The sequence below is a fragment of the Sphingobium sp. genome, from assembly GCF_041987595.1.
Lineage (GTDB): Bacteria > Pseudomonadota > Alphaproteobacteria > Sphingomonadales > Sphingomonadaceae > Sphingobium.
Genome location: NZ_JBHIWJ010000093.1, coordinates 1 through 16132 on the forward strand (window position 1 = coordinate 1; position 16132 = coordinate 16132).

19 protein-coding genes and 1 pseudogene are annotated in these 16132 nt (G+C 66.2%); 11 read left to right on the top strand and 9 right to left on the bottom strand.

Features of this window, described 5'->3' with window-relative positions:
- Both ACFC3J_RS18060 and ACFC3J_RS18065 read left to right on the top strand, forming a co-directional pair.
- Positions 1-478, top strand: a pseudogene (locus ACFC3J_RS18060) (capsular biosynthesis protein); the annotation flags it as partial.
- Between the two features lie 38 nt (positions 479-516).
- Positions 517-1329: a phosphotransferase gene (locus tag ACFC3J_RS18065; protein WP_375197463.1), complete on the top strand. Its 813-nt coding sequence runs from the start codon at positions 517-519 to the stop codon at positions 1327-1329.
- On the opposite strand, the gene ACFC3J_RS18070 is transcribed toward ACFC3J_RS18065, so the two are convergent.
- Both ACFC3J_RS18070 and modB read right to left on the bottom strand, forming a co-directional pair.
- Positions 1316-1924: an ATP-binding cassette domain-containing protein gene (locus ACFC3J_RS18070; RefSeq protein WP_375197464.1), complete on the bottom strand. Its 609-nt coding sequence runs from the start codon at positions 1922-1924 to the stop codon at positions 1316-1318. The two genes, ACFC3J_RS18065 and ACFC3J_RS18070, sit on opposite strands and share 14 nt — an antisense overlap.
- Positions 1914-2612 carry a molybdate ABC transporter permease subunit gene (gene modB, locus ACFC3J_RS18075; protein WP_375197465.1) on the bottom strand — a complete coding sequence of 233 codons (699 nt, stop codon included), beginning with the start codon at positions 2610-2612 and terminating at the stop codon, positions 1914-1916. Before modB ends, ACFC3J_RS18070 begins: the two co-directional genes overlap by 11 nt.
- 110 nt (positions 2613-2722) lie before the next feature.
- Here modB and ACFC3J_RS18080 point away from each other — a divergent pair, with 110 nt between their 5' ends.
- Entirely contained in the window at positions 2723-3469 is a 747-nt protein-coding gene (locus tag ACFC3J_RS18080; protein ID WP_375197466.1) for an HAD-IIB family hydrolase, read from the top strand.
- A gap of 6 nt (positions 3470-3475) precedes the next feature.
- Here ACFC3J_RS18080 and modA read toward each other — a convergent pair whose 3' ends face one another.
- The gene (gene modA / locus ACFC3J_RS18085) at positions 3476-4249 is read right to left on the bottom strand and encodes a molybdate ABC transporter substrate-binding protein (protein ID WP_375197467.1); all 774 of its coding nucleotides are present in this window, start codon (positions 4247-4249) and stop codon (positions 3476-3478) included.
- A gap of 95 nt (positions 4250-4344) precedes the next feature.
- Between modA and ACFC3J_RS18090 the strand changes: the two genes are divergently transcribed.
- Complete coding sequence (locus ACFC3J_RS18090) at positions 4345-6012, top strand: molybdopterin oxidoreductase family protein (protein WP_375197468.1); 1668 nt, start codon at positions 4345-4347, stop codon at positions 6010-6012.
- Here the strand turns inward: ACFC3J_RS18090 and ACFC3J_RS18095 are convergent.
- Together ACFC3J_RS18095 and ACFC3J_RS18100 are read right to left on the bottom strand one after the other, a co-directional pair.
- Positions 6000-7175 (bottom strand): glycosyltransferase, encoded by a 1176-nt coding sequence (locus ACFC3J_RS18095; RefSeq protein WP_375197469.1) that lies wholly within the window; start codon positions 7173-7175, stop codon positions 6000-6002. The genes ACFC3J_RS18090 and ACFC3J_RS18095 overlap by 13 nt on opposite strands.
- A gap of 57 nt (positions 7176-7232) precedes the next feature.
- On the bottom strand, positions 7233-7796 hold the full coding sequence (locus tag ACFC3J_RS18100) for a helix-turn-helix domain-containing protein (RefSeq protein ID WP_375197470.1): 564 nt from the start codon (positions 7794-7796) through the stop codon (positions 7233-7235).
- A 99-nt stretch (positions 7797-7895) separates the two neighbouring features.
- Here ACFC3J_RS18100 and ACFC3J_RS18105 point away from each other — a divergent pair, with 99 nt between their 5' ends.
- A complete protein-coding gene (locus ACFC3J_RS18105) occupies positions 7896-8348 on the top strand; it encodes a DUF6456 domain-containing protein (RefSeq protein ID WP_375197471.1) in 453 nt (150 codons plus the stop codon).
- 137 nt (positions 8349-8485) lie between these two features.
- Here the strand turns inward: ACFC3J_RS18105 and ACFC3J_RS18110 are convergent, their stop codons facing one another.
- The 4 genes from ACFC3J_RS18110 to ACFC3J_RS18125 are packed head-to-tail and all read right to left on the bottom strand — an operon-like array spanning position 8486 to position 11115.
- Entirely contained in the window at positions 8486-9040 is a 555-nt protein-coding gene (locus ACFC3J_RS18110) for an NUDIX hydrolase (RefSeq protein WP_375197472.1), read from the bottom strand.
- Complete coding sequence (locus ACFC3J_RS18115) at positions 9037-9714, bottom strand: TPM domain-containing protein (RefSeq protein WP_375197473.1); 678 nt, start codon at positions 9712-9714, stop codon at positions 9037-9039. The genes ACFC3J_RS18110 and ACFC3J_RS18115 overlap by 4 nt, the downstream gene beginning before the upstream one ends.
- A complete protein-coding gene (locus ACFC3J_RS18120; RefSeq protein WP_375197480.1) occupies positions 9714-10505 on the bottom strand; it encodes a TPM domain-containing protein in 792 nt (263 codons plus the stop codon). Before ACFC3J_RS18120 ends, ACFC3J_RS18115 begins: the two co-directional genes overlap by 1 nt.
- 7 nt (positions 10506-10512) lie before the next feature.
- Positions 10513-11115 (bottom strand): LemA family protein, encoded by a 603-nt coding sequence (locus ACFC3J_RS18125; protein ID WP_375197474.1) that lies wholly within the window; start codon positions 11113-11115, stop codon positions 10513-10515.
- A gap of 102 nt (positions 11116-11217) precedes the next feature.
- Here ACFC3J_RS18125 and mscL point away from each other — a divergent pair, with 102 nt between their 5' ends.
- From mscL to ACFC3J_RS18155, 6 genes are all read left to right on the top strand, one after another.
- Positions 11218-11646 carry a large conductance mechanosensitive channel protein MscL gene (gene mscL / locus ACFC3J_RS18130; protein WP_375197475.1) on the top strand — a complete coding sequence of 143 codons (429 nt, stop codon included), beginning with the start codon at positions 11218-11220 and terminating at the stop codon, positions 11644-11646.
- Between the two features lie 136 nt (positions 11647-11782).
- Complete coding sequence (locus tag ACFC3J_RS18135; RefSeq protein WP_375197476.1) at positions 11783-12058, top strand: hypothetical protein; 276 nt, start codon at positions 11783-11785, stop codon at positions 12056-12058.
- Between the two features lie 123 nt (positions 12059-12181).
- Positions 12182-14584, top strand: coding sequence for a chemotaxis protein CheA (locus ACFC3J_RS18140; RefSeq protein ID WP_375197477.1), 2403 nt, complete (start codon positions 12182-12184; stop codon positions 14582-14584).
- Complete coding sequence (locus ACFC3J_RS18145) at positions 14584-15021, top strand: chemotaxis protein CheW (protein WP_375197481.1); 438 nt, start codon at positions 14584-14586, stop codon at positions 15019-15021. The genes ACFC3J_RS18140 and ACFC3J_RS18145 overlap by 1 nt, the downstream gene beginning before the upstream one ends.
- Positions 15022-15104: 83 nt before the next feature.
- Positions 15105-15470, top strand: coding sequence for a response regulator (locus tag ACFC3J_RS18150; protein ID WP_375197478.1), 366 nt, complete (start codon positions 15105-15107; stop codon positions 15468-15470).
- 64 nt (positions 15471-15534) lie between these two features.
- Positions 15535-16132: response regulator (locus ACFC3J_RS18155; RefSeq protein ID WP_375197479.1), on the top strand; the 598-nt coding region annotated here is incomplete at its 3' end.

Here is a 16132-nt window from a genome sequence, read left to right on the forward strand (position 1 = left end):
GCATCCGCTCGATCCGGGTCTGGTGGCCTGGGGGCGGCTGACCCGGCGGCTGGCGGCGCATTATGGCGTCTCCGACCGGGTTTTCTACCTTGCCGACTGGGACATATCCGAAGTGGTGAACAGGTCACTGGGCGTGGTGACGGTCAACAGCACGGTCGGAACGCTGGCGCTGAACGCGGGCAAGCCCGTCGTCGTGCTGGGCCATGCGGTCTACAAGGTGCCCGGCGTGGTGCATAAAAGGTCGCTGGACGAATTCTGGTCGGCGCCAGGCGCCCCCGATGCGGCGCTCTATTCAGCCTTCCGGCGGGTGCTGATCGACCGTTGCCTGATCCGGGGCGGCCTGCTCAGCGAGGAAGGGCTGGAGATGCTGGTCAGGAATGCGGTCGAGCGCCTGACGCGCAAGCCGCCTGCCCGCTCGCCCTCGAAGGAGCCGCGTCTTGTGCATGACCGCGACCGGGCGCGCACGGCATTTCGCTGAGGCCTGTCCCCGTCATGCCGGATGAGGAGGCTGTGCCGGTGCGGATTGCAGCCGGCGTCAGTTCGAGCGTCTATCGGCTCTCTGGAGGCCGCATTGCCAAGATCTTCCACAGTGCCGTCTCGGAAGAGATGATCGCGCGCGAATTCGCCGCGGCCACGCTGGCGGCGGAGGCGGGGTTGCCTGTTGCCCGACCGCTGGAACGGCGGGACATGCCAAAGGGGCGGGCCATCCTCTTTCCGGAGGTGGCGGGGCAGACGCTGATGCGGGACATGCGCTTGCGGCCGCTGCATTCCGGATCGCGGTTGCGCGACATGGCGTTGCTGCACCGGCAGATCAACGCCTGCGCCGCGCCGGGTCTGCGTTCGCTCAGGCAGGTGCTGCGTACGGATATTCTCCATGGCCCGGCGGCTGGCGCCTTGCAGGATGCGGCGCTCGACCTTCTGGACCGGCTGCCTGAGGGCGATCGGCTGCTGCATGGCGATTTCCATATCCGGAACGTCCTTCTTTCGCCTGCGGGGCTGGTCGCTATCGACTGGTCGAAGGCGGCGCGGGGAGCGGTCACGCCAGACCTCTTACGCGCCGAAATGCTGCTGCGCTTCGGCGAGGGGCCGCAGGACGGGCTGACCAACATCGCGCGGGACTGGGCAGCGCGACGCTATGTCGCCAGCTATTCCCGCATGGCGGGCGAGGGGGTGCAGCTCGTGCCGCAGTGGCGCGCCGTGGTGGCGCTGGCCTGGCTGCGGGCGCGGGCGCGCATCAGGCAGAAGGCTTTCATGCGCTATCTCAACCGTGCGCTGGCGGAAGCGGGCCTGCCGTCCCTTTCCCAAGCCGACCCTGTCATAAGGCGATGATCTGATCGGCGAGCCGGTCGACTTCGGCGCGGTCGTGGCTGACATAAAGGATCGGCATGGCGAGTTCACGCTTCAGCCGCTCGATCACCGGCAGGATTTCCTCCCGTCGTGCCGGGTCGAGCGAGGAGAGTGGCTCGTCCAGCAGCAGGAAGCGCGGCCCCGACAGCAGCGCCCGGCCGATCGCCACGCGCTGCGCCTCGCCCCCCGAAAGCGTGACGGGCCAGCGGTCAAGGAGATGGCCGATGCCCAGAAATTGCAGCACGGCTTCGAAAGACATCGGCGCCCCTGCATGGCGTCCGTAGAGCAGGTTTGCCTGCACCCGCATATGCGGAAAGAGCCGTCCGTCCTGAAAGACATAGCCGGCCTTGCGACGGGCGGGTGGGATATTGATGGCCGCCTCGCTGTCGAACAGCGTTTCGCCCGCTGCCGTTATGCGGCCCCGGTCGGGCGTCATGATGCCCGCGACCATGTTGAGAATGCTGGTCTTGCCCGCGCCGGACGGACCGAAAAGGGCGACGAGGCCCGGCCGGGTGCGGCAGTCCAGCCGGATTTGGCGATCGCCGATGCGATGGTCGATGGTGATTTCAAAGGACATGGTTGGTCCTTCCGCCGCCGGCACGGCGCGCCAGCGCTTCCGACGCCAGCAGAGCGCCCAGCGACAGCAGGATCGAAATGACGGCGAGCCGCGTCACCGCCGCCTCCGCGCCGGGCAGTTGCAGCGCGGAATAGATGGCGATCGGCAGCGTGCGGGTTTCCCCCGGCACGTCGGAAACGAAGGTGATGGTCGCGCCGAATTCGCCGATGGAACGGGCAAAGCCCAGCACCAGCCCCGCCAGCACGCCCGGCAGGGCAAGCGGGAGGGAGATGGTGAAGAATACCCGCCAGCGCCCGGCGCCGAGCGTTTCGGCAGCACTTTCGAGCCGCCGGTCTATGCCTTCGATCGACAGGCGCATGGCGCGCACCATCAGCGGCATCGCCATGATCGCGGAGGCCAGCGCTGCGCCGGTCCAGCGGAACATGAAGCTGACGCCCAGCGCCTGTTCCAGCAGCCTGCCGATCGGGCCATTGGCGCCGAACAGCAACAGCAGCAGCCATCCGGTCACCACCGGCGGCACAACCAGCGGCAGATGCACCAGCGCATCGACGAACAGCTTGCCGGGAAAACGGAAGCGGGCGAGCAGCCAGGCCAGGGCAAAGGCGGCAGGCAGCATCAGGCCGACCGCCACCAGGCTGACCTGCAAGGATAGCAGGACGATGCCCCATTCTTCCGCAGACAGGATCATGCCGCCTCTTTCCGACAGCTTGTAGACAAACGCCAGCCCCTGTCATGGGCGTTGCATCGCAACGCGGCGCAAGGCAAAGCCGCACGGTCACGCTGCACGGAGCCATTCGCATGAAAGAATTGATTGCCTTCGACCTTGATGGAACGCTGGCGGAGAGCAAGCAGCCGCTGGGCGAGGCCATGGGCGAGGCGCTGGCCGACCTGCTGCGCGTGGCGCATGTCGCGGTGATTTCGGGCGGCGACTGGCCGCAGTTCGACAGGCAGGTGGCGAGCCGTCTGCCCGGACGGGCCGATGTGTCGCGCCTCTGGCTGATGCCGACGACGGGGACGAAGCTCTACACGCATCGCGACGGGGCATGGGCGCCGGTCTATGCCGAACTGTTCGACGAGGCGCAGAAGCGGGCGATTTTCGAGGCGTTCGACGCTTCGCTCGAAGCCACCGGCTTCGTGCCGGAAGAGGTGTGGGGCGAGCGGATCGAGGATCGGGGCAGTCAGATCACCTTTTCCGCGCTGGGTCAGCAGGCGCCGATCCATGCCAAGGAAGTGTGGGACCCGGACTTCGCCAAGCGCAGGATCATTCAGGCGGACCTGCGCGACCGGCTGCCCGGCCTGTCGATCAACATGGGCGGCGCGACCTCCATCGACATCACGCGGGAGGGCGTCGACAAGGCCTATGGGTTGAAGAAGCTGCGCGACGCGAGCGGAATCGCGCTCGATGCGATGATGTTCATCGGCGACGCGATCTTCCCCGGCGGCAACGACTATCCGGCGAAACAGCTGGGGCTGGACACGGTAAGAGTCCGTGATCCGCAGGAAACGCTGTCGGTCATCGATGCGATCGTGGCGTGTCAGAAATAGTCTCATTCAGGGCTTGCTGAAGCCGAAGCGGGCGAAGATCGTCTGCCCGGCCCGCGACAGCAGAAAGCGGCGGAAGCCCTCCGCTTCGGGGTTTCGGCTGTTGGCCAGCCGCGCCAGCGGGTAGCGGACCGGCGGATGGCTGTCCGCCGGGAAAATGCCCGCCACCATGACATTCCGCGAGGCGCGGGCGTCGGTCGCATAGACGATCCCCAGCCGCGCTTCGCCGCGCTCGACCAGCGCCATGGCGGATCGGACATTGTCGCCCAGCGCCAGCCGTTTCGTGACCGATGGCCAGACGCCGAGCGTCATCAACGCCGCCTTGCCATATTTGCCCGCAGGCACGCTGTCGGGATTGGCCATGGCGAGGCGCGAAGCGCCCAGCGCCCTGGCCAGCGGCATGGCGCGGGTGATGCGCAGCCGCAGCGGCATCCGCACAGGCGCGATCAGGACGAGCCTGTTGCCCGCGATATCGGCGCGGGTGCCGCGCTGGATAAGGCCCGCTCGGCTGATGTCATCCATCCAGTTCTCATCGGCCGAAACGAACAGGTCCGCAGGCGCGCCGCTGCGGATCTGGCGGGCGAGCGCGGAAGAGGCCGCGAAGGAGAGCACCGGCCGGGCATGGCGCTGCGCTGCCCAGGCGTCGGCAGCGGCGTTCATCGCCTCCTGCATGCTGGCCGCGGCGAGCACCAGCGGACCGCGCTGCTGGGCCATTGCCGGCGCAGTCGATATATGAAGAAACAGAGCGAACAGCGCGGCCGTGCGGAGAATCGCGTTCATCATGCGCTGCTTGTGCCAGCTTGCCGGTCTTTTGTCTTGGCCGCTCCTCGGCTAGACGGCGACGGTGATGAACTTTTCTTTCGTGGCCTGATCGCGCCGTGCCGGTGACCCGTTCGCTTTGCGGCCAATGCGGCGTGGGCTGCGGCATTCGCGCCGTGACCGGCGAGGCGCGCGAGGTCACGATCGCGGGCGATCCGGTGCATCCGGCCAATGGCGGGTTGCTCTGCGAGAGGAGCCATGCGCTGGTGGACATGCTGCCGTTGGAAGGCCGCCTGTTGCGGCCGACGATCGGCGGGCGTCCGGCCGGATGGGATCGGGCCATCGGGCAGGCGGCCCGGCGGCTGGGGGATATCATCGCCCGCCATGGCCCGGCCAGCGTGGCGCTGCATGTGCCGGGCGGGCTGCTGACCGAGGATTATTATGTCGCCAACAAGCTGATGAAGGGCTTTGTCGGTTCGGCGAACATCGACGCGCCGTTTGCCGGAGCGGGGGGGATGGCGGCGGCGCAGCGGGCGGCCTTTGGCGAGGATGTGATGCCCGCCGCCTATGAGGATCTGGGTCAGGCGGACCTGCTGTTGCTTGTCGGCGGATCGACGGCCCGCCGTCATCCGGTGCTGCATGACCGGATAGAGGCGATCCGGGCGGAGCGGGGGACGCCGATGATCCTGATCGCTCCGGGCGATGACGGGCAGGATGTGGAGGCCGATCTGCGTCTGAATGTTACGCCGGGGAGCGAGGCGGTGCTGCTCGCCGGATTGCTGCTGCACTGTCATGACAGCGGTGCGGTGGATGCGGGTTTTCCGGCAAATCGGCTGACCGTGCCGGATGGCTTCTGGACGGCGTTGCGGAAAGGGCATGATCTCTGGTCGGTGGCGCGGGCCTGTGGGCTGGGACCGGGAGAGGTGCGCGGCTTTTACGAGGCGGTCGCGGGCGTGCCCCGGATGGTCACGCTGTTCAGCCCGGCTGGGGCGGGCGCGGCAGCACGGCGGCTGTCGGCGGCCGTCCTGAACCTGCATCTCGCCACCGGACGGATCGGGCGGCCCGGCGCGGCGCCCTTCGCGGTCACCGGCGCCGCCAATGGCATGGGTGGGCGGGAGGTCGGGTGCTGGGCGGGCGAACTGGCGGCGCATCGCGATTTTTCGGTCGACTCTCTGGCGGAGGTCGGTCGCTTCTGGGGTGCGACGGCGATAGCCGATCGGCCGGGGCTGTCGGACGCGGCGCTGGCCGAGGCGGTGACGGCGGGGCAGGTCAGGGCGCTGCTGGTCTTAGGCGGCCTGCCCTCAGCCTCGCATTCCATCCGCGCTCTGCTGGAGCAGGTGCCGCTCGCCATCCTCACCACGCCATGGACCGAAGCGGAAGCATCGGGGCCGCGCACGATCGCGCTGCCTTCGCCGCTCTGGGTCGAAAAGGACGGCACGTTGACGGGCGCCGACCGGCTGATCAGCCGGCAGCGGCGGCTCTTTCCCCTGCCGGGGGAAGCGAAGCCCGACTGGTGGATCATGACCCGGCTCGCCCGCGCCATGGGCTGGCGCGACGCTTTTCACTATGAACGGCCCGCCGACATTTATCGCGAGCATGTGCGGTTGACCGCCTATTGCAATCAGGGTGCGCGGCTGCTCAACCTGAAGCGGCATGCGCCGATCTCCAACCCGGCCTATGAGGAACTGACGCCGTGGCGCTGGGGCGAGGTGCCGTTCGACGAGGGGCGCTTTTCCACCCCCGATGGCAAGGCGCGGCTGGTTCCCAGTTGGGATCAGGAAAGCTGACCGGCGACAGCGCGCAAATGCTCCACCAGCGCGTCGCCATTGGCGCTCCAGGTGAAGCGGCGGGCGGTTTCGCGCACGGCGTCGCGATCGGGCGGGTTGTAGAGAATGGCGTTGATGGCCGCGGCAATCGCATCGGGTTCGCGCTCGACGATCTGCCCGGCTTCCGGACGGTCGAGCAACTCGCGGGCGCCGCCCACGTCGCTGATGACGATCGGGGTGCCGCAGGCCAGCGCCTCGACCCAGGCATTGGCAAGACCTTCGGAAGAGGAGGGCAGCGCCATGACGTCGGCGGCGGCATAGATGCGCGGCAGCCGGTCGTGCGGCACGGACCCCAGGAAACCGATGCGGCGATCGACGTCCAGTTCGGCCGCGAGATTTTCCAGATTGCGGCGATATTGCCCCTGTCCGGCGAACAGCAGCGTGACGGCGGGCAATTGCGGCAGCGCCCGCACCAGCAGTTCCTGCCCCTTGCGCGGGATCAGAGCGCCGACGCAGAGCACCACCGGCCCTTCGAAGCCCAGCGCTTCCTTCGCCGCCGCCCGATCGGCCACTTCGAAACGGTCGAGGTCGACGCCGGTATAATGGACGCGGATCTTGTCCGCATCGATGCCCATGCGCGCCATCGACCGGCGCATCGCATCCGATACGGCGAGCAGGCCCGCCGCGCCGTGGGCGGCGCGCTTTACCATGTTGCGGGTGCCGCTGCGCGTGCCCCAATAATGGATGTCGGCGCCCCGCGCCTTCACCGAATAGGGGATGCCCAGCGCGCGGGACAGGCGCTGCGCCACCGGCCCGTCGGGGAAGAAGAAGCTGGCGTCGATCACGTCGAAGGGTTGCTGCGCGTGGAGATGCCTGACCAGCGGCAGGATCGCGCGGGTCATGCTGTGGACGTTCATCCGCCCGCCGAATTTGGGGATGATCGGGAAGGTCGGGCGATAGACGGTCAGGTCCTTCCACCGCTCCTTGCGCGGCAGGGCGCGCAGCGGGGCATAGCGCCTGGCGGTGGAAAGCGGCCAGGGCGGGATGCCCAGTGGCGCGATCACCGTGACCCGTACCCCGTCCCGGCTCGCCAGTTCACGCGCCTGCCGCTCGACGAAGACGCCGAAATTGGGGCGGCTCATGTCAGGGAACAGCGTCGAAAGCGTCAGGACGTTCAGCGTCATAGCCTCTTCCTAGGGCATTTTGGTCAATGCAGCGTAAAGGATGAGGCCGCGCCTTGGCTACAGCCGTCTTACCAGCTGAACGGCGACAGCGCCCCAAGGTGGGTCAGTTATCACCTGCTGGCGCGATCCGCTGCCCAGAGGGAGGATCTGCAGCCGGTCATCTTCCCGCCCGATCAGTCGCCCGAACAGGAAGCGCCCGGCATGGCGGGGCAACAGCAGGTCGCGGTTGAGGACGCTGGCAAATTCTTCCGGCAGGATACGGCGGCACCAGATTTCATCACCGCTGCGGTAATCGCCGATGCTGCCCGACACCTGCACGCCGACCATGGCGTCGGCGGGGGCGGGCGGGGGCAGGGAAAGGGGACGAGTCGGGGCGCGCGCACCCTCCGGCCCCAGCAGCGCGGCGACGGGGACGACGCTCTGGCCGGGCAGTGCGACCAGTTCGGAAGAGGCAACGCCGAGCGCATGGGCGATGCGATTCAACCAGTTGACCGATACGGTTCGGGTACCGGTTTCCAGACGGCCGATGGTCTGCGCTGTAGTGGGTGGATCGCAAAGCGCGCCAACCTGTTCCAGCGTTAACCCCTTCGCCTTGCGCACTTCCCGGATGCGGGTGATCATCTTGCGTCCTGTTTTCACCTATTTGGTTTTTTAGCTTTCCTACAAAGCAGCGTTGATGGCAAGGCCCTTCCAGAGGATTTTTGAGCAGGAGGCTTTCTCATGTCTACGCAATATGTCGAGCGGGTCATTGAAGATCCTTTCGGTCAGGCGTGCAAGGTGACCGTCAATCTGGGCGAATCGCCGCTCGCCTGGCTCCATGCGCGGGGGCATTTGAGTGAGCGCCATTATGCCGCAGGCGACATGCTCCGGGCCGACTGGGAGAAGGCGGGACTGGGAGCGCGTGTAACGATGCGGTGGGACGCCACGCCCGCGCAGGGTGCGGCGGGTGGTGGGAAAGCCGACCCGACGCTGGCCCAGCTTTCCGCGCGGGAGCGGTTCGCCGGCGCGATCCGGGCGGCGGGGCCGGGGCTGGCTGACATATTGTGGCGCGTGGCCTGTGCGGGTGAAGGGCTGGTCGCGGCGGAAAGGGCGCTGGGCTGGCCGAGCCGTGCAGGCAAGCTGGTGCTGACGCTGGCGCTGGAGCGCGTGGCTGGGTGGTATCGGGTGAGGTGAGGTCGTTTTGGCTACATTCCGTCATCCCAGCGAAGGCTGGGATCTCGGGAGAGGGTGCGCAATCGGGCCTGAGACCTCGCCGGGAGTCAGGTGCCTCCCGGCGGCCTTCGCTGGCGTTACGGTTTGGCGGCGGCGTCTTAAATCGACCCCTGGCCGACGATCGCCGCGCCGAGCAGCAACAGCAGTTTCACATCGACGGCAAAGCCTTCCCGCCGCCATATGGCGATCTGCTCCTTCAGCCCGGCCAGCGGCACGCGATGGACGCGGATATCCTCCCCGTCGACGCCGCCCCCTTCGCCGGTTTTGGTAAGATCATGGGCGCGGAACAGGGTGAAGCTTTCCGACACCATGCCGGGCGAACTGTAGAACTCGCCCAGCGCCTCCATCCGGCCGGGGAAATAGCCGGTTTCCTCCTCCAGTTCGCGGGTGGCGGCGAGCATGGCTTCCTCGCCTTCGTCATGGTCGCCCACCAGCCCCGCGGGCAGTTCGATGCAGCGGCAGCCAAGCGGCACGCGATACTGGTCGACCAGCAGCACATGGCGGCCGTCGGCCGCCTCGTCGATGGCGAGGATGACGGCGGCATGGATACCGCGCGCGCGTCCGACATATTCCCATTTTCCCCGCCGCTTGGCGGTGATGAAACGGCCTTCCCACATGGTTTCTTCGGGTGAGGCCATATCCTGTTCGCTCATAATTCGATCAACCTGTCGGGCAGTTCATTGGGATTGTCGCCCGTCGCGGGGAAATGGCGGGTAAGCACGACCCCCACCTGCCGCACGGCCTCTGCCATGCCCTCGGCGGCGCGGCCTGCACGCACGCCGTCGATCAGCGCGGCCATGGCGTCGCCCCAGACTTCGGGCGTGACCTTCTCGTTGATGACGGCGTCGGCGACCAGCTCGGCGCGATGCTCGTCGAGCGACAGGTAGATGAGTACGCCCGTCTTCCCCCGCGTGCGCCCCTGCGCCACGGCGCGGAACAGGGTGATGGCGCGCCGCCGCACCCGCCGGGCCTTGGTGGCCTTCGGGGTCAGCGCGATGCGGAGCGGCATCCACGCCAGCGCATAGCGCACCACCAGAAATTTGAGGATGAGCAGGCCGAGCAGCACCGTCAGCAGCTTCCAGTCCTCGACCTCATGCTCCCAGCTTCGCAGCAGCCAGGAACAAAGGGCACGGAATTGCTGCGGAAAGGCCGCCGCGACCGAAAGCGCAAGGAACACCACGCCGATCGCCCAGTGCAGCCCGGCATCATGATAGGCGTCCGAGCGGCGGGCGACGATGGTGACGATCTCGCCGTCGGTGGCCCTTTCGGCCTCCGCCACGGCCGCGGTCACGCGATCATGGTCGGCTTCGCTGAAGTGCAGACGCATCACCAGTCCCCCGAAGCGCCGCCGCCGCCGAAGCTGCCGCCGCCGCCGGAAAATCCGCCGCCTCCGCCGCCCCAGCTCGACCCGCTGCCCCAACCCGATCCGCCGCTGCCCCAGCCGGAATCGCCCGGACCCCAGATGATGACGGGACTCGATCCGCCGCGATAGCGCCGCCCCTTGCCCCGGCCGGACAGCATGGCGACGACGATGATGAAGACGACGATCATCCAGAAGACGACCATGAAGCCGCCGCCCTCGCCGGAGGCGCTGCGCGCCTGCTCGGCCGCCTTGGCCGCCAGCGCCCTGGCCTCTTCGGGCGGAAGGGTCAGCAGCCTGCCGATCGCGTCCGCACCGGCGTCGATGCCGCCCGCCATGTCGCCCGCCTTGAAATGCGGCGTGATGGCGTTGCGGATGATCTGGGAGGAAAGCGCATCGGTCATGATGCCTTCCAGCCCATAGCCGACCTCGATCCGCACCTTGCGCTCCTTGGGCGCGACGATCAGCAGCGCGCCGTCATTCTTCCCCTTGTCGCCGATCCCCCAGGCCCGGCCCAGCTGATAGCCATAATCGGAGATATCATAGCCCTGAAGGTCGGGGATGGTCGCCACCACCAATTGCCGCCCGCTCTGCTTTTCCAGCGCGGCGAGCTTGTCGGTCAGCGCCTGCTTCTGTTGAGGGGAGAGCAGGGCGGCATCGTCCACCACCCGCCCGGTCAGCTTGGGGAAGGTCTGGGCGCCCGCCGCCACCGGCATGAAGGCCAGCAGCGACAGGATCAGGAGCAGGCGGCGAAGCATCATCGGCTCAGTTGCCGAAATCGACCTTCGGCGCTTCTTCCGCGCCGGGCGTGGTCGCCTGGAACGGGGTCATGGGCTTGGCGCCATGGATGATCTTGGCGCCGATCGCGTCGGGGAAGGTGCGGATGCGGGTATTATAGGCGCGCACGGCTTCATTATAGTCGCGGATGGCAACGGCGATGCGGTTTTCCGTTCCCTCCAGCTGCGATTGCAGGTCGAGGAAATTCTGGTTGGTCTTGAGGTCCGGATAAGCCTCGACCGACGCGAGCAGGCGACCCAGGCCCTGCGACAATTGCGCCTGCGCCTGCTGGAACTGCTGCACCTTGGCGGGGTCGGACAGGTCTTCGGCATTCACCTGCACCGATGTCGCCTTGGCGCGCGCTTCGGTTACCTTGACCAGCGTGTCCTGCTCCTGCTTGCCAGCTGCCTTCACCGTGGCGACGAGATTGCCGACCAGGTTGGCGCGGCGCTGATATTGCGCCTGAACGTCGGCCCATTTGGCCTTGGCGACCTCCTCGGCGGCGGGGACGCTGTTGATGCCGCAGGCCGACAGCGCGAACGCCCCCAGCATCGGCAAAAGGAGGAGGCGGAATTGGCGCAGGATCGTCATGGAACATCCTCAAGGCTTGTTTCGCTGATGGAAATAGGCGGTTGTCGAACCCTTCGCAACGGCTCATGCTGTCATTATCGCAATCAGGACAAGGGGTTCGCCATGGGGCTGATTTCCGAATTCAAGACTTTCATCAACCGCGGCAATGTCATGGACCTGGCAGTCGGCGTGATTATCGGTGGGGCCTTCGCCACCATTACCAAATCGCTGACCGAGGACCTGATCATGCCCGTCGTCGGCTTTCTTTTCGGGGGAGCGGACTTTTCGCGCTACTTCATCCGACTGGGTGATCTTCCCGCCGGGTTCAAGGGCAATCCGGAAAGCTATGCCGATCTGAAGGCGGCGGGCGTCGCCATGTTCGGCTGGGGCGAATTTCTGACCGTGTTCGTCAATTTCCTGATCCTCGCCTTCATCATCTTCCTGTTGGTGAAAGCGGTGAACAAGCTGATGCCCAAACCGGAAGATGCGCCTGCTGCCACGCCCGAAGACGTGCTGCTGCTGCGCGAAATCCGCGATTCCCTCAAAAAATAGATCGTTTCCGCGACGAAAGGAGTGTGCGGCGGGAACCATCCTGCGCGCGACCGGTTGATCGCGGTCAGGGTTCCGGACATCCGGTCCCCTTGCCGAATGACGTCAGCCCATTGGGGGCGCAACAGGAGAAAACGCCGTGAAAACCTTCGTATCAGTCCTTGGCCTTGCCAGCCTGATCGCGCTTGCTGCGTGCGATTCCAAGCAGGAAAACAAGGTCGAGAACGCGTATGAGAATCAGGCGGACGCCATCGACAACCAGGCGGACAATATGGAAGCGATGGCCGACAATCTGAGCGGCAATGCCGAAAATGCGGCCGAAAATGCTGCGGACGCGCTGGAGAACAAGGCTGACGCAACCCGCGAAGCCGGTGAACGCGCGGCCGATGCGGTGGAAAAGACCGAAAAGAACTGATCTGGGTTAAGCTATTCAAAAAAGGGGCGTTGCGGCGGTGGTTGCAGCGCCCCTTTTCCTGTCTTTAACGGGCCTTTAACCACAGGTCCGCCATGGTCCGCCCGCTATCCAAGAGGCGCGGGAATGGACGAGTTACTCCAGGAATTCATATCCGAGACGCAGGAAACGCTGGAGGCGCTGGCCGGGGAGGTCATCGCCTGGGAAGCCGATCCTGACGATCGCGACCGGCTGGATGCGATTTTCCGCTTTTTCCATACGGTGAAGGGGAGCTGCGGCTTCCTGAACCTGCCCCGGTTCGAACGGTTGAGCCACGCTGCGGAAGACGTGTTGTCCGAGATCCGCGCGGGTAAGCGCACGGCCGACCCGGCGACCGTCAGCGCCGTGCTGGGCATCATGGACCGGATTGCCGAACTGGCCGAGGCCGTCGCCATCGGCGCGGCGCTGCCACAGGAAAATGACGATTATCTGATCAATGCGCTCACCGCGAAGGAAGAAGAGGAAGGTCCCGCTGCCCCTGCCGACAGCGTAACCGCGCCGGTCGCGGTTGCGCGGACCTCGGCCGGCCAGGCCGCGCCGCGCACCATCCGCCTGCCGCTGTCGCTGATCGATCAGCTGATGAACGGCGTGTCGGACATGGTGCTGGCGCGCAACGAACTTTCGCGCAAGCTGCGCGAGCGCACCGGCGATCCCGAACTGGAAAGCGCCTTCGAACGGCTGTCGACCTGCGTGGCGGACATGCGCGATGCGATTTCCAAGACGCGGATGCAGCGCGTCGACCGGCTGTTCACGGCCATCCCCCGCATGGTGCGCGATCTGGGCCGGGATCTGGGAAAGCGCATCGACCTGACGCTGGAGGGCGGCGATGTCGAAATGGACCGCGAGATGGTGGAGATGGTCGTCGACCCGCTCACTCATATCGTGCGCAACAGCATTGATCACGGCATTGAAACGCCCGAAAGGCGTATCGCGCTGGGGAAACCGGATACCGGCAAGCTGAAGCTGGAGGCGCGCCAGTCGGGCAATCAGATCGTGATAGAAGTATCCGACGACGGACAGGGCATCGACACGGCGCGGCTGGTGGACAAGGCGGTCGCGGCAGGCCGCCTGACCGCTGAAGCCGCGGCGCGGATGAGCGAGGCGGAGAAGCTCGATCTCATCTTCCATCCCGGGCTGTCGACCGCCAATCAGGTCACGGCAATTTCCGGGCGCGGCGTCGGCATGGACGTGGTGCGCGCCAATGTGGAGCGGATCGGCGGCGTCATCGCGCTCGACAACCGGCCGGGGCGGGGCGTCACCATCATGCTGCGCGTGCCGCTGACGCTCACCATCATTCCGGGACTGATCGTTCGTGCAGGCGGGTTGCATTTCGCGATCCCCCGCGCCGCTGTGGTCGAAATCCTGCACGACAACAATGAGACGCTTCAGATCAGCGAAGTGGGCGGGGCGAAGATCGCCACGATCCGCGCAGTCCGCCATTCGATGATCGATCTGGAAGATGTGCTGGGCATGGAAAAGCCGGCGCAGATCGGCCCGCGCGCGATCATGGTCGTGCGCTCGGCCACTGGCGTACCCTTTGCCATGGGCGTGTCGGCGGTCGACAACCATGAGGAACTGGTGATCCGTCCCGCATCGCCGCTGGTGATGGCGACGGGCGTGTATGCGGGCATGACCCTGCCTGACAACGGCAAGCCGATGCTGCTGCTGGATGCGGCTGGCCTCGCCAATGCGGCGCGCCTGCCCAATATCGTCGATGACCGGGCCGCGCTGCTGGCACACGAGGCCGAAGACGCGCAGAGTCGGGTGGAAATGATTTCGGCGCTGCGTTTCGAGGAACTGACCGGCGAGCGGCGCCTGCTGAAGCTCTCTCTCATCGAACGGGTCGAGGATATCGACGCGCATCTCTTCGGCCGATCGGGTGGTCGCGGCTTCGTGCGCATGGACGGGCGGCTGGTGCCGGTCGCGAACGACCATCACGGCTTTGCGGGGGACAAGGTGGCCGCGCTGCGGTTGCGCGACGGATCGCGGGAGGCCTGCTACCCGGTGGCGGCGGTGCTCGACATCGTCGACATGCCGGCTGTGCCGGACATGGTGGCGATGCACGGCCTGTTGAGCGGCGTGGCGGTCATCGATGGCGAGCATCTGGAGGTCATCAACCCCTTCGCGCTTTTCGCCGCCCTGCCGCACGAGCCGATCCTGGAAAAGGATCGCGGCCGCTGTCTGTTGGCGGATGGCGAGGACGGGTGGACGCGGGAGATATTGGCGCCGCTGTTGCGGCAGGCGGGGCATGAGGTGGTTCTGGGTCTGCCCGTCGATGCGGCAGTGGACCCGCGCGACATCGTGCTGTTCAGCGGCACCGACGCGACGCAGGCCGCCGATATGTTGGCGTCAGACATGCTGGGCTGCCGCGTCGTCCATCTGCGTGCCACGCCCCGGCCCAGCGGCCCGCAGGACGGCAGCATTTACCGTTACGATCAGGACGCGCTGATGGCGGCCGTGTCCGGGTCCAGAGCGTCAGGGAAGGCATGATGAACCAGCTCTATCTCTTCGCACGACTGGCAGGCACGCGGATCGCGGTGGAAACGCGCGAGGTCGAGGCCGTGGTCAAGCTGGCCGACATATCCCCGGTGCCGGGCATGGGCGTGCATGTCGCAGGCCTGTCCGCGCTGCGCAGCCGGGTGCTGACGATCATCGACGTAGCGGCGCTGATACGGGGGCAGCGGACGCCCATTGAGGATCGCGGCCTTGCCATCATCGCCGACATCAGCGGCCATAGCTATGGCCTGATGGTCGATGCGGTCTACGACATCTGCCAGGTGCCGGAGGGCGAATTGCCGTTGCGGGGGCAACTCGACCCGGCATGGCTGTCTTATGCCCGCGGCATCGTCGAGCATGAGGGACAGCCCTATCTGCTGGTGTCCCTCAGCGGCTTCATCGAGGCCGGCGTGCTGGCGCAGGCGGCATGAACTATTTTACCGGCGTTTACCAATTGCTCGGTTTTGCCGGGTAATCCGGATCGTATCGGGACGCAAAAACAAAGGGAAGCTGCATGAAAAACTGTCTGGTCGTCGATGATTCGAAAGTCATACGCAAGGTTGCCCGCCACATATTGGAATCGCTCGACCTGTCGGTCAGCGAGGCGGTCGACGGGCGCGACGCCCTGACCCAGTGCGAGACGGCGGCGCCCGACGTCGTTCTGCTCGACTGGAACATGCCGGTGATGAACGGCATGGAATTTCTACAGGCCCTGCCCGGCGCCAATCTGCCGACCCGGCCCAAGGTCATCTTCTGCACCACCGAAAACGGCATCAGTCATATCAAGGCGGCCGTGGAGGCGGGCGCCGACGAATATGTGATGAAACCCTTTGATCGGGAGACGCTGGAAAGCAAGCTGTCGATCGTCGGCGTGATCTGACGCCGGCGGATCGCCCCGCTTCTTTCCTCCTCCTCCCTGCCTTCGCCCGAGAAAGTTTCCCTTCATGACCGTCATGGTGCCGATCATGGCCAGCAGCCGAAGCGAAGAAGGGGTGATCCGCACCCTGATTGTCGATGACTCTGTGGTCGTGCGGACGGTGATCGAGCGGATATTGAACGCGGAGCCGGGTTTTTCGGTCGTGCACAAGACCAACAGCGCCGAACAGGCGCTGGCCTATCTGGGCGAACATGACGTCGATCTGGTGCTGCTCGACATTGAATTGCCGGGTCTTTCCGGCCTTATGGCGCTGCCCGCGATCCTTCGGACAAGTCCGAAGGCGAAGGTCGTGATCCTGTCGGGCAATTGCGAGGAAGGCAGCGCTGCGGGGGTTGAGGCGCTTGCGCTGGGCGCGAGCGATATATTCGCCAAGCCGGGCAGCGGCAGTTTCGGCGAGCAGTTTCCCCAAGCGCTGATCGAGCGGCTATCGCGCCTGTTCAGTGGCGTGGCGCCGCCGGTTTCGTTCCGTCCCGCTCCGCCCGCCGAGATGGAACAGGCGGCCCAACCCCTCGCCTGTCTGGGCATCGGCGCGTCCACGGGCGGCATCCATGCGCTGGGGCAGCTTTTCGGAGGATTGACGGAGCCGCTGGGCGTGCCGATCCTGC